We start from the raw sequence: 12,710 nt of genomic DNA, 5'->3' as shown, positions 1-12,710 counted from the left end.
ACAGGGTGGAGTCTGGTCGGTCGTGCACGGCGAGCGGGGAACCCCCGCCGTTCCGAGTGGGGAGGGTGACGCGGCGACCCGTAGGCTCGGGCTCCGTGAGCCGCCGCGTCCCCGTCGCCCTCCTCCTCACCGCGGCGGCGTTGGGCCTGGCCGGCGGCCTCGCGGCCCGTCGCCGTCGGACCGAACGGGTCGTCGCCCACCGCGGCCAATCGGCCCGCACGGCCCGGCTGGCCGCGCTCGGCGCCAGGACGGGTGCCTCCTACGCCACCCATCGGGCCCGACGCGCCTTCGTCGACGCCGGACGGCGCCGGGAGCTCGACACGGCATTCGAGCTCAGGACCGCCGAGCAGGTGGTCGAGGCGCTGGGGCAGATGAAGGGCGCCATGATGAAGATCGGGCAGATGGCGAGCTACCTCGACCAGGGGCTGCCCGAGCACGTGCGCGCCGTGCTCGCCGAGCTCCAACACGACGCCCCGCCGATGAGCGCCGAGCTGGCCGCAGCCACGATCGAACGGGAGCTCGGCGCACCCCCCGACGTCGTCTTCGCGGAGTGGGACCCGACGCCGATCGCCTCGGCCTCGATCGGCCAGGTGCACCGGGCCATCACCCACGACGGCGACGCCGTGGCGGTGAAGGTGCAGTACCCCGGCGTCGCCGAGGCGGTCGCCGCCGACCTCGACAACGCCGGGCTCATCTTCGCCGGCCTCGGCCAGCTGTTCCCCGGCCTCGACCACCGGGCCCTGGTCGCCGAGCTGCGCGACCGCCTCCTCGAGGAGCTCGACTACGAGCTCGAGGCTCGCAACCAGCAGCTCTTCGCCGACCTCTACGACGGTCACCCCACCATCCACGTGCCCGCCGTCGTCCACGAGCTGTCGAGCCGGGGGGTCCTCGTCACCGAGCTCGCCGAGGGGGCGCGCTTCTCCGAGCTGCTCACCTGGCCCCAGGAGGAGAAGGACCTCGCCGCGGAGACCCTCTACCGGTTCGCCTTCGGAAGCCTCTACCGCTCGGCCGCCTTCAACGGCGACCCCCACCCCGGCAACTACCTCTTCCGCCCCGGGGGGCAGGTGACGTTCCTCGACTTCGGGCTCGTGAAGCACTTCACCCAGGCCGAGCTCGACGAGTTCGCCGAGCTCATCGTGCACATGGTCGTGGACCACGACGCGGCGGCGTTCCGGGCCAGCGTCGAGCGCCTCGGGCTGTTGCCTCCGGGCCTCCCGGTCACCGACGACGAGGTGGTCGACTACCTCGGGCACTTCTACGAGTTCGTCGCCGAGGACGGCGACTACACCATCACCCCCGAGTACGCCTCGGAGACGGTGCGACGCTTCTTCGACACGAGCGGGCCCTACGCCGTCATGCAGAAGGCGGCCAACCTGCCGCCGAGCTTCGTGGTCATCCAGCGCATCAGCCTCGGCCTCTACGCCCTGTTCGGCGACCTGCGGGCCACGGGGAACTGGCGACGGCTGGCCGAGGAGATCTGGCCGTTCGTCGCCGGGCCGCCGTCGACACCGATGGGTGAGGCGATCGAGCGCTGGCGCGGCGAGCGCGCCCGGGTCGAGTCGGTGGGCGCGTGAGCACCCGCGACGAGTGGGTCCGGCGCGACGCCGCCGTCGTCTGGCACGGCTTCACGCAGATGGCGTGCTACGCCGACAACGCCCCCATCGTCGTGGCCGCCGCCGAGGGACGCGAGCTGATCGACGTCGACGGCCGCCGCTACCTCGACGCCATCAGCTCGTTGTGGGTGACGACCCTCGGCCACCGGGTCCCCGAGCTCGACGACGCCCTGCGCACCCAGATCGACCTGGTCGCCCACTCCACCCTCCTCGGCAACGGGAACCGCACGACCGTCGAGCTCGCCGAGGCGCTCGCCGCCGTGGTCCCGGTCCGCGACCCTCACTTCCTGTTCGCGTCCGACGGGGCCGCCGCCGTCGAGCAGGCCCTCAAGATCGCCTTCCAGTTCTGGACCAACCAGGGGATCACCGGGCGCACCCGATACCTCGCCCTCGGCGGCGCCTACCACGGCGACACGATCGGGGCGATCTCCCTCGGCGCAGGCGGCTTCGGCACCGACGTGTTCGACCCGCTGCGCTTCGGGGTCCTGCGGGCGCCCGGGTACGACGACCCTGACTGGGCCGACACCGCCGTGGCGATGGTCGCGCACCACGCCGCCGAGCTCGCCGCCGTCGTCGTCGAACCCCTCGTGCAGGGCGCGGCGGGCATGGAGCTCACCGACCCGGCGTCGGTTCGCCGCCTCGCCGCGGCGTGCGCCGACCACGACGTGCTCGTGCTGGCCGACGAGGTGGCCACCGGGTTCGGCCGCACCGGCACGCTCTTCGCCTCCGAGCAGTGCGGCCTCCAGCCCGACCTCATGACGATCGGCAAGGGCCTCACCGGGGGCTACCTCCCCATGGCCGCCACCGTGGCCAGCGGTCGGGTGTACGACGCCTTCCTCGGCCCCGACCTGGGCGAGCGGACGCTCTACCACGGGCACTCGTTCTCGGGGAACGCCCTGGCGGCGGCGATCGCCCTCCGCCACCTGGCGCTGCTCGACGAGTGGAGGGTGCTGGCCAACGTGCGGGAGCGGGGCGCGCAACTCGGCGCAGCCCTCGACGTCCTGGTGGCCGGACGCCCGGAGGTGCGGGCGGTGCGCCGGTCCGGGCTGATGGTCGGCGTCGAGCTCGCCCCACCCCGCGAGGGCCTGCGGTGGGGGCGGAGGGTGTGCGCCGCGGCGGTGCGCCGAGGCGTGCTGCTGCGCCCCCTCGGCGACGTGGTGGTGATCATGCCCATCCTCACGTCGACCGCCGAGGAGATCGACCGCATCGTCGCCGTCCTCGGCGAGGCGCTCGACGAGGTCGTCGTCACGGCGGCGACGTGAGCGGCGACGGCGAGAGGAACGACGGAGGCACCTGGACCCGCTGGGCCGACGCCGAGAACGAGGCCACGCGGGCCGCCGGGCGGTGGCGGGCCCCCCGGGCCTTCGACGCCGCCGGGCCCACCGGGGTGCTCACCGCGTCCGGGGCCGAGGTGGTGTCGTTCGCCTCGAACGACTACCTCGGGCTCTCCCAGCACCCCTCCGTCACCGCCGCCGCCGTCGCCGCAATCGAACGCTGGGGAGCCGGATCGGGAGCCGCTCGGCTGATCGTCGGGTCCCGCCCGGTGCACCACGACCTCGAGGACGCCCTGGCCACCTGGCGGGGCACCGAGCGGGCCGTGGTGTTCCCCACCGGGTTCGCCGCCAACCTGGGCGTGCTGTCGAGCCTCGGCGGGCCGGGGGTGCGGATCTGCTCGGACGAGCTCAACCACGCGTCCATCATCGACGGCTGCCGCCTGGCCCGGGCCAACGGCGCCGAGGTGCGGGTCTACCCCCACCGCGACCTCGAGGCCCTCGAGGCGATCCTGTCCGAACCCGGCGCCCGCCGTCAGGTCGTCGTCAGCGACGTCGCCTTCTCCATGGACGGCGACGTGGCCGACGTCGCGGGGCTCGGTGAGCGCTGCCATCACCACGGGGCGCTGCTGGTCCTCGACGAGGCCCACGCCGTGCTCCAGGAGCCCCCTCCGGCCGACATCGCCCCGGTGGTGCTGACCGTCGGCACCCTCTCGAAGACCCTGGGCGCCCTCGGGGGGTTCGTCGCCGGACCCCGCCGTTTCACCGACCTGCTGGTCAACCGGGCCCGCTCCTACATCTTCACCACGGCGGCCAGCCCGGCCGACGCGGCCGCCGCGCTGGCCGCCGTGGGCGTCGTCACCTCCGACGAGGGCGACCTCCTACGACAGCGCCTGCGGGCCCACGTCGAGCGGCTGGCACCCGGCCATCGCACGCCCGTCGTGCCGATCCTCCTCGGCGACGAGCGGGTCGCCGTCGACGCCGCCGACCGGCTGCTCGCCGACGGGCTCCTGGTGCCGGCCATCAGACCGCCGACGGTCGCGCCCGGGACCTCGCGGCTGCGGATCGCCCTCTCGGCGGCCCACACCGACGCCCAGCTCGACCGCCTGCTGGCCGGCCTCGACCGCATCGGGTGCGCACGGGGGGCGAGCCGGTGAGGACGGTCGTCGTGGCCGGGACCGGCACCGAGGTGGGCAAGACCTGGGTGGGTTCGCACCTGTTGCGCGAGCTGCGGGCCAACGGTCTCGACGTGGCCGCCCGCAAGCCGGCGCAGTCGTTCGACCCCGACGACCGGACGACCGACGCCCACGAACTGGCCCGGGCCACGGGCGAGGACCCGGGCGACGTGTGCCCCCGACACCGCTGGTACCCCGTGCCGATGGCCCCGCCGATGGCCGCCGACGCTCTCGGGCGACCGTCGTTCACGATCGCCGACCTCGTCGCCGAGACCGTGTGGCCGGTGCCGGCACCCGACCTCGGCCTGGTCGAGACCGCCGGCGGGGTGCGGTCACCCCACGCCGTCGACGGCGATGCGGTGACGCTCGTCGAGGAGCTCCAGCCCGACGTGGTGGTGCTGGTGTCCGATGCGGGACTCGGCACCATCAACGCCGTCCGCCTGAGCCTCGAGGCCCTCGACCGGGGCGCCCACGTGGCGACGCCGCTGGTGTTCCTCAACCGGTTCGACCGCGCCGACGAGTTGCACCGACGCAACCAGGCGTGGTTGGACGAGCACCTCGACGTCGAGGTGCTCGTCGCCCTCCCGGCGCTGGTCGCCCGCTTCCGGCCCGCCACGCCCCGCTGATCGCGGCGTTCAGGCGCGAGGACTGCGCCCGGCCGCCTGCTCGGTCTCGATGAAGGCCAGCAGGCCGTCGACGTCGCCGTCGTGGCCCTGCTCGAAGTAGACCCGCACCCAGGCGTCGATCTCGGAGTCGGTGAAGCCGTCGGCGTGGAGCCGGACCCGGGCCTCGTTGGCCAGGAGACGAGCCCCCTCGACGTCGACCTCCGGGAGCTCCGGCTCGGACAGGCCCTCGTCCTCGGGACGCTCGGGGGTGACGGGATCGGGGGAGGTGGGCATCGGTGCTCCGGGCGGGCTGGACGGACTTCGGGCTCAATCGTCGGCGTCGGCACGCCGATGAACAAGCGTGCCCGATCCATCGCCAGACCGCACGCCGCACCCCGACGCGTCGTACGACGCGCCGTTCGACGCACTGGCCGACGTCGACGACCTGCTGTACGGCGGTCCGGTCGGTGAGGAGGGCTACGGCGACGAGAACGACGCCGTGGGGCTCGACGCTCAGATCCAGGCCCGCCTGAGGGCGTCGATGGAGGACGCCAGAGCTCAGGCGCCGAACCGGATGGCGGCGGCGGCCAAAGCGGTGGCGCTGCTGATCGACGAGCGCGATGCCGAGGCTGCGGCGGCACCGACCGTGACGGCCCCACCCCCCGTGCCCGTCCCGCCCACCCCGCCCGCGCCGGCACCCCCTCGACCCGCGCTCGTCGCCGTCCCCTCGGCCCCTGCGCCCGACGAGGTCGTCGACCTCCACCCGTCGAGCACGGGCACCCCCCCGGTCGTCCCGACCGGCGGGCCCGCGGCGGCGGTCTCGTCGGCGTACGCCGCATCGCGGAGCACCGCCCAGAGCACTCCCCGGCCGTTGTTCGAGCTGCGGCCCCTCGCCGGCGGGCACCCGGACCCGAGGGGTGAGAACCTCCTCGTGTTCGCCGAGCGCCTCGAGCACCGTGACCGCCACGGACGGCTGCGCCAGCGCGTGTCCATGCGGGACGTGACGACGGTGACCACCGCTCGCCGCCTCACCGGGGCCAGCGTGACCATCGAGTGTCGCACCGGCACCGACCTCGTGATGAAGGGTCTGCGACCCGAGGAGGCCGACGAGATCCGCCGGATCGTCCTCGCCACGAAGGACCTCGCGGCTGCCGCCGACCCGGGGTACCCGGAGCCGTCGACACCCGAGCTCCCCTCCTCGCCGGCGACGACCTCCGCGTTCGAGCCGGCCCCGACCGCGCCCGTCGCCACCCTCGACGAAGCCGACCTGCTGTCCAAGCTCATCGACCTCCATCGAGCCGGCGTGCTCGACGAGGCCGAGCTGGCCGCGAAGACGGCGATCGTCGGACAGCTGGTCCAGCGGGCCGCCGGCCGCCCATAGGCGTCGCAGGCCGCTCCCCCGCCGTCGCGTGAGCGGGCGGGGTTCGCCTCAGCGGGCCAGCAGGACGATGACGGCGGCCATCACCACGAGCAGGGCGCTCACCAGCCACAGCCACCGCTTGCCGGCATCGGTGGCGACCGGGTCGACCGTCTCCACCCTGGAGCGGGCGGCGTCGAGCTCCCGGCGCAGCTCGTCGGCCTCGGCCTCGAGGTCGCGGACGGCCCGCTCGGTGGCTGCCAGCTCGGCGCGCCCCTCGGCCGTCGCGCCGAAGCTGGCCTCGCGCTCGTCGCGTTCGGCACCGAGCTGGCCTCGCAACGCCAGGTACTCGTCGCGGAGGCCCGCGACCGCGGCGTACTGGGCCTGCAACTCGGCGAGCTGGCGGGCCACGGCGCGGCCCTGCCCGGCGTAGGACCGGGCAGCGTCGCGGGCGTCGGCGAGCTGACGGCGCAGCTCGGCCTGCTCCCGCTCGAGGGCGGCGAACTGCTCGACGAGCTCCTGAGCGGGATCGACGCCCCGCTCGTCGGCGGCACGGCGCACCGAGCGCCACCGCAGGCGGGAGGCGAGCTCGTCGACACGTGGCGCCAGCGGCGAGTCGGCGGACCGCAGGAGCTGCTCGGCGTCCTGGTGGACGGCCAGCGCGTACTCGACGTCGAAGGGGTGGGCGACATCGGGGTGCGCCCAGTGGTTGCGGGCCGTGCGCAGTCGGGTGACCGCCTCGCGATCGTCCTCGTCGAACGTCGTCGAGAAGGCCGGGCCCCACCATCGGGCGATGACCTCGAGCTGGAAGTGGGGGTCGACGACCGAGACGAGCACGTCGCGGCGCTTGCCGAGCTTGGCCGACGCCAGGGCGATCCAGTCGTCGTCGGGGAAGGCGGCGTGCATGTGGGTCTCCACCACCGGTGCCAGCCCCTCGGCGAGCGCCTCGAAGGCCGCCGTGACCTCGGGTCGGTAGCTCACGGGAGGGGTGGGAGGCACGGCAGCCAGATCCGGGGACATCGCCGCTCACCGTATCGGCGCGCCGGGCGCGCCGGGCGGGCGGGGAGGGACGAGGTCGCGACGACGCGCGACCCGCGAACGGGCCCGACCGTCGCGGTAGCGTCGCCGCCTCACCACGATCGGAGACCCGCGCGTGCCCGGCGACGAGGAGCCACCCAACCTCAGCCTCCACGACGCCGCCGAGCGGCTCGGCGTGCACTACATGACCGCGTACCGCTACGTGCGCACGGGCCGGCTCCCCGCCACCAAGGCGGGTGCCGCGTGGCGGGTCCGCGAGTCCGACGTCGAGGCCCTGCGCGCCGGGAACGACGCCGAGGCGCCGCCCGCGACGTCGGCGGCCCGCCGCCGGACCGACCGCCACCGGCGTCTCGAGGCCCGCCTGCTCGCCGGCGACGAGGCCGGGTCGTGGGCCATCCTCGAGGAGGCCATGTCGGCCGGAGTGGCGCCCACCTCGCTCTACCTCGACGTGATGTCCCCGGCGATGGCCGCCATCGGCGAGGGGTGGGCCGCCGGCCGGGTGACCGTGGCCCAGGAGCACCGGGCCTCGGTGGTGATGCTGCGCATCATCGGCCGGCTGGGCCCCCGCTTCGTCCGTCCGGGCCGCACCCGCGGTTCGATCGTGGTGGGGGCCCCACCCAACGACCACCACAGCGTCCCGGTCGCCCTCGCCGCCGACCTGTTGCGCAACGAGGGGTTCACCGTCGTCGACCTCGGCGCCGACGCCCCGGCCGAGTCGTTCATCGACGCCGCCGAGGAGGCCGAACGGCTGGTGGCGGTGGGCATCAACGCCACCAGTCCCGACAACGACGCGGCCGTCGCAATGACCGTCGCGGCCGTGAAGGCGGCCCTCGGGTGCCCGGTGGTCCTCGGAGGCCACGGACTGCCCGACCGGGCCGCCGGGCTCGCGCTGGGCGCCGACCGGGTCACCCTGTCCGCCGACGAGGCGATCGCGGCGTTCTCCGAGCTCGCCGACGAGCGCGCACCCGGGCGCCGCCGGTGACCTGAGCCCCCTCAGCCCGGCGCGGGCGTGAGAGCCGGTCGCCCTTCGAGCACACGACGGACGTTGGCCACGCACAGCTCGACCATGTCGGCCCGGGCGGCGGTGGTGGCCGAGCCGATGTGAGGGGCCAGCACGACGTCGTCCCGGTCGAGCAGGCCGGGGTGGATCGACGGCTCGGCCTCGAACACGTCGAGGCCGGCGGCGGCGATCCGGCCGGCGTCGAGGGCGGCCACGAGGGCCGCCTCGTCGATCAGCGGGCCGCGGGCGGTGTTCACCAGGACGGCGGTGGGCTTCATGGCCGCCAGGGCGGCGGCGTCGACGAGGTGACGGCTGTCGGCGTTGAGCGGCGCGTGAAGCGAGATCACGTCGGCGGTCGCGAAGAGCTCCTCGACCGGCATCCACGTGGCACCGAGCGACGCCTCGACGGACGCCGGGAGCCGGCGCCGGTTGTGGTAGGTGACCGTCATATCGAAGCCGAGGGCCCGACGGGCCACGGCCCGGCCGATGGCCCCCATCCCGACGATGCCGAGCCGCTGCCCCGCCACGGGCCGACCGAGCAGCTGGCGGGGCGCCCAGCCGGTCCACCCGCCGGACCGGACCAGGCGCTCGCCCTCCCCGATGCGCCGCGCCGCGGCGAGCAGGAGGGCCCAGGCCAGGTCGGCGGTGGCCTCGGTCAGGACCCCGGGGGTGGTCGTCACCTCCACCCCCCGTTCCCGGGCGGCGCCGACGTCGATGTTGTCGAAGCCGACCGCGAAGTTGGCGATCACCCGCAACCGGGGCGCGGCGTCGAGGACCGGGACGTCGATCCGGTCGCTGAGCATGATGATCGCCGCGTCGGCGTCGGCCAGCGCCTCGGCGAGGTCGGCGCTGGACCACGGCGCGTCGGCGTCGTTGACCACGACCCGGGCCCCGGCCGCGGTGAGCCCGCCCGTGCCCGGTTCGGGCAGAGGCCGGGTCACGACGACCGTCGGCGGTGCCGAAGGCGCGGTCACCGAGCCGGCCCGCCGGGATCGGGAGCGGGGGCGAAGCCCACGGGGGCGCCGAAGGCCGCCCGCCGCGACGCCCGCCGCAGGGCGACGAGGATCGGTCGCCCCGCGAGGAGCACGAACCCGCCGGTGAAGACCGCCCGGGGGAGGTCGAACCCGAGCGACGTCGCCAGGTGGAACGCCCAGAACCGGGAGAGGTTCTCGCCCAGCCCGGCGCCGGGGGCGAACGACAGCGACGTCGAACCCCCGGTCACGAACGGCCAGAACCAGAGGTTCAGCACGAGGCCGTAGGCGAGGGAGGCGGCGGCCGCGTAGGCGGCGAGGAGACCGACCTCGGCGCGGCCGCGCCACGCCGGGAGGCACCCGGCGAAGAAGCCGATCCAGGCGGCACCGAACATCTGGAAGGGCAGCCAGGGCCCCACCCCTCCCGTGAGCAGCGCCGACACGAACAACGTGAGCGCTCCGAGCACGAACCCGAACCCCCGGCCGAGGACCCGACCGGCGGGGACCAGGAGGAAGAAGACCGGCTCGAAGCCCGCCACGCCTCCGCTCGGCAACCGCAGGGCCGCCCCGAGGGCGGCGAGGACGCCGAGCAGGGCGATCGCCTTCGCGTCGAGCGAGCCCTCGGCGAGCTCGGCCACCACCACGGCCAGCAACAGCGGCAGCAGGACGACGAACAGCCACGGCGCGTCGGCGGCGTGGGCGGTGTTCACCGAGCCCGAGGGCGACGCCAGCAGCGGCCACCCGAAGGCCACCACCCCCAGCGCGGACGCCGCGGCCAGCAGCGCCCACGACCGCCAGCCGAGCCGGACCGCCGGCGCCGGCGGCGGCACCGCCGGGACCGGGGCGCGTCGGGCGAGGCTCACGACGCCACCTCGGCGGCGAGCGCAGCCTCGATCTCGGCGACCGTCAGCCACGCGTCGGGGGCCATGACCTTGGCCACCTGGGGTGCGAAGACCGGCGAGTGCACGACGACGTCGCGGGCCGGCCCGTCGGCGACCACCTCGCCGTCGGCGAGCACCACCGCCCGGTCGGCGACCGCCGCGACGACCTCGACGTCGTGGGTGGCCAGCACCACCCCCCGACCGTCGGCGGCGAGACCCACGACGACCTCCGCCAGGCGGGCCTTGGCGTCGTAGTCGAGACCTCGGGTCGGCTCGTCGAGCAGCACCAGCGGGGGCTCGCCGGCGAGCACGACGGCCAGGGCGAGCCCGAGGCGCTGACCCTCCGACAGGTCACGCGGGTGGGCGCGGGCGTCCACGCCGGGGACGAGCCCGTCGAAGAGGGCCCGGGTCGTCCCGGGGACGAGGCCGGCGTCGCAGTCCGAGGCGGCGCACTCCGCGTCGACCGTGTCGTGGTAGAGGAGCACGGATCCGTCCTGGGGGACGAAGCCGACCCGCCGCACGACCTGGGCGGCGTCGAGCGCGTGGGGCGACGAGCCCTGGAGGTCGACGCGCCCCCGCTGCGGGGCCCGCAGGCCGGCCAGGTGGTCGAGCAGCGTCGACTTCCCGGCACCGTTGCGACCCATGAGCGCGATGACCTCGCCGCCCCGGACCTCGAAGTCGATGCCGTGGAGGACGGGGACGGACCCGTACCCGGCCGAGAGGTCCTCGGCGCGGACCACGGTCGGTCCGAGTGGACGGTGGCGGCGGAGGGGCTCGACGCCGACCAGGCGGTTGCGCAGGTCGGCGGACCGGCGGCGGGCGTCGCGCACCGACAGTGGGAGCGGCGTCCACCCGGCCACCCGACCGAGCATCACCACCGGGGGGGCCACCGGGGAGTCCGCCAGCTGCTCCGCCGGCGCCCCCGCGCGCACCGTCGCCGACCGGTCGGACCTCGGGGCGGAGGGCTCGACGACGACCACCCCGTCGGCGTACTGCACCACCCGTTCGAGGCGGTGCTCCGCCACGAGCACGGTGATCCCGAGGTCGTGCACGAGCCGGGTGAGGGCGGCCAGCACCTCCTCGGCCGCGGCCGGGTCGAGGGCGGACGTCGGTTCGTCGAGGACCAGCACCCGGGGACCGGCGGTCAGGACCGATCCGATGGCCACGCGCTGTTGCTGACCGCCGGAGAGCGTGGCCAGGGGCCGGTGGCGCAGCTCGTGGAGGCCCAGCAGGTCGAGCACGTCCTCCACACGGCGGCGCATCACGGCCGGTTCCACGCCGAGGTTCTCCATGACATAGGCCAGCTCGTCCTCGACGATGTCGGTGACGAAGCCGGCGGCGGGGTCCTGGCCGACCATGCCGACCACGTCGGCCAGCTCGCGCGGCGGCCAGTCCTCGGTACGACGTCCCCCCACCTCGACGGTGCCGGTGAGCAGGCCCCCCGTGAACCGCGGCACCAGCCCGTTGACGGCTCGCAGCAGCGTCGACTTGCCCGAGCCGGTCGTACCGACGACCAGGCACAGCTCCCCCTCCGGGACCACGAAGGACACGTCGTGCAGGGCGGGCACGGACGCATCCGGGTACGTGAACCCGACTCGGTCGAAGGTGATCACGACCCCGTCTCCACGAGGAGCTCGGGGTCGGAGGTGTGACGCGGCGGGACACCGGGCTCCGGGGAGGGGTCGACAGCCACCGGCGCAGGGCGGAGGTCGACCGACGCCAGCGCGGGAGGCCTCGGGGTGCACCAGGCCGGGAGCAGCCCGGCGACGACGCCGACCGTGGCGAGCACCGGCAGGGTCGGCCACTCGAGGGGCTGGACGGAGGGGTCGAGCACCGCGCCGGCGCGATCGGCGAGGACGACGCCCGCGACCATCGCCGCACCGGAGAGGACGGTCAGCCACTCGGGGAGGACCCAGGGATCGGGCCGGTAGCGGGTGCGGGAGGACCGCCGGCCGCCGAGGACGAGGGCCGCGGCGAGCCCGAGCAGTCCGAGGGCCAGCGCGGGCGCGCCCAGCACGAACGGCGCGGAGGGGTCGAGCAGGCCGTAGCTGCCCACGGCAGCGGCGAGGAACCCCACGAGGGTCAGGGCGGCGGCCGCCCGCCGGACCCCGGGGGCGCCCGCCCCCCGACGCCCGTACCCCCTGGCGTCCATCGACGCCGCCAACGCCACCGCTCGCTCGAGGGACCCCTCGAGCACCGGGAGGGCGACGTCACGCATCGCGCCGAGGCCCCGCCCGTCGCCGCCACGGAGCCGACGGGCCTCGCGGACCCGACGACCGGTGACGACGGCCTGCGGGGCGGCGGTGAGCGCCACGGAGACGGCGACGCCCGCCTCGTAGAGCACGGACGGGAGGCTGCGCAACAGCCGGTAGGGGCTGGCCAGCGAGCTGGCGGCGGCGAAGCAGGCGATCACGACGGCCAGGCGCAACCCCTGGTAGAAGGCGCCGACCACCGATTCCAGGGTCACCGGCCCCCCGATACTCACCCCGCCGGCCCAGTCCGGCAGATCGGCCGACGGGAGGGTGACGAGCGTGGTCCCCGGGATCCGGTTGCCGAACAGGACCTGGAAGAGCACGCGGATCACGATGACGAGCACGCCGAGGCGTAGGGCCATGTCGAAGGTGCGCGCCCACGGGGCGTCGCTGCGCCGGCTGACGACGACGAAGGCCACGACGGCCAGCAACAGCCCGAGGAGGAGCGGATTGGTGGTGCCGAGCGCCACGAAGGCGGCGCCGGCGGCCCACGCCCACCAGGCCCCGGGGTGCAGGAAGCGGGGCCGGCGCGCGGTGCGACGCACCG

Annotated in this window: 12 protein-coding genes; 6 read left to right on the top strand and 6 right to left on the bottom strand. The window is 75.2% G+C overall.

The genetic code is table 11. The features are described from left to right. Positions 1–95 precede the first annotated feature (95 nt). The 4 genes from MUE36_13390 to MUE36_13375 are packed head-to-tail and all read left to right on the top strand — an operon-like array spanning position 96 to position 4,685. Positions 96–1,574 (top strand): AarF/ABC1/UbiB kinase family protein, encoded by a 1,479-nt coding sequence (locus MUE36_13390; protein ID MCU0311925.1) that lies wholly within the window; start codon positions 96–98, stop codon positions 1,572–1,574. Next, a complete protein-coding gene (bioA, locus tag MUE36_13385) occupies positions 1,571–2,875 on the top strand; it encodes an adenosylmethionine--8-amino-7-oxononanoate transaminase (protein ID MCU0311924.1) in 1,305 nt (434 codons plus the stop codon). The genes MUE36_13390 and bioA overlap by 4 nt, the downstream gene beginning before the upstream one ends. Then, on the top strand, positions 2,872–4,041 hold the full coding sequence (locus MUE36_13380) for an 8-amino-7-oxononanoate synthase (GenBank protein ID MCU0311923.1): 1,170 nt from the start codon (positions 2,872–2,874) through the stop codon (positions 4,039–4,041). Before bioA ends, MUE36_13380 begins: the two co-directional genes overlap by 4 nt. Beyond that, complete coding sequence (locus tag MUE36_13375) at positions 4,038–4,685, top strand: dethiobiotin synthase (protein ID MCU0311922.1); 648 nt, start codon at positions 4,038–4,040, stop codon at positions 4,683–4,685. The genes MUE36_13380 and MUE36_13375 overlap by 4 nt, the downstream gene beginning before the upstream one ends. Before the next feature lie 9 nt (positions 4,686–4,694). On the opposite strand, the gene MUE36_13370 is transcribed toward MUE36_13375, so the two are convergent. Then, on the bottom strand, positions 4,695–4,958 hold the full coding sequence (locus tag MUE36_13370) for a hypothetical protein (GenBank protein MCU0311921.1): 264 nt from the start codon (positions 4,956–4,958) through the stop codon (positions 4,695–4,697). A gap of 67 nt (positions 4,959–5,025) precedes the next feature. Between MUE36_13370 and MUE36_13365 the strand changes: the two genes are divergently transcribed. Continuing rightward, on the top strand, positions 5,026–6,045 hold the full coding sequence (locus MUE36_13365; GenBank protein ID MCU0311920.1) for a hypothetical protein: 1,020 nt from the start codon (positions 5,026–5,028) through the stop codon (positions 6,043–6,045). A 48-nt stretch (positions 6,046–6,093) separates the two neighbouring features. Here MUE36_13365 and MUE36_13360 read toward each other — a convergent pair whose 3' ends face one another. Further along, on the bottom strand, positions 6,094–7,041 hold the full coding sequence (locus tag MUE36_13360) for a Swt1 family HEPN domain-containing protein (protein MCU0311919.1): 948 nt from the start codon (positions 7,039–7,041) through the stop codon (positions 6,094–6,096). Positions 7,042–7,174: 133 nt separating this feature from the next. Here MUE36_13360 and MUE36_13355 point away from each other — a divergent pair, with 133 nt between their 5' ends. Then, positions 7,175–8,041 carry a B12-binding domain-containing protein gene (locus MUE36_13355; GenBank protein MCU0311918.1) on the top strand — a complete coding sequence of 289 codons (867 nt, stop codon included), beginning with the start codon at positions 7,175–7,177 and terminating at the stop codon, positions 8,039–8,041. 11 nt (positions 8,042–8,052) lie between these two features. Here the strand turns inward: MUE36_13355 and MUE36_13350 are convergent, their stop codons facing one another. From MUE36_13350 to MUE36_13335, 4 genes are read right to left on the bottom strand one after another with little or no spacing between them, the layout of a single operon-like run. Then, on the bottom strand, positions 8,053–9,000 hold the full coding sequence (locus tag MUE36_13350; protein ID MCU0311917.1) for a D-glycerate dehydrogenase: 948 nt from the start codon (positions 8,998–9,000) through the stop codon (positions 8,053–8,055). Positions 9,001–9,029: 29 nt separating this feature from the next. Beyond that, positions 9,030–9,893: an ECF transporter S component gene (locus tag MUE36_13345; protein ID MCU0311916.1), complete on the bottom strand. Its 864-nt coding sequence runs from the start codon at positions 9,891–9,893 to the stop codon at positions 9,030–9,032. After that, entirely contained in the window at positions 9,890–11,524 is a 1,635-nt protein-coding gene (locus tag MUE36_13340; GenBank protein ID MCU0311915.1) for an ATP-binding cassette domain-containing protein, read from the bottom strand. Before MUE36_13340 ends, MUE36_13345 begins: the two co-directional genes overlap by 4 nt. Next, complete coding sequence (locus MUE36_13335; GenBank protein MCU0311914.1) at positions 11,521–12,708, bottom strand: hypothetical protein; 1,188 nt, start codon at positions 12,706–12,708, stop codon at positions 11,521–11,523. Before MUE36_13335 ends, MUE36_13340 begins: the two co-directional genes overlap by 4 nt. Positions 12,709–12,710 lie beyond the last annotated feature (2 nt).

It is taken from the genome of Acidimicrobiales bacterium (assembly GCA_025455885.1).
GTDB lineage: Bacteria > Actinomycetota > Acidimicrobiia > Acidimicrobiales > Acidimicrobilacustridaceae > Rhabdothermincola_A.
This window is presented reverse-complemented; position numbering and strand designations above follow the sequence as displayed.

What these genes read in the sequence shown, in the direction of transcription:
- MUE36_13370 (MCU0311921.1), bottom strand. Translation starts at nt 4,958, where the DNA reads ATGCCCACCTCCCCCGATCCCGTCACCCCCGAGCGTCCCGAGGACGAG.
- MUE36_13360 (MCU0311919.1), bottom strand. Translation starts at nt 7,041, where the DNA reads ATGTCCCCGGATCTGGCTGCCGTGCCTCCCACCCCTCCCGTGAGCTAC.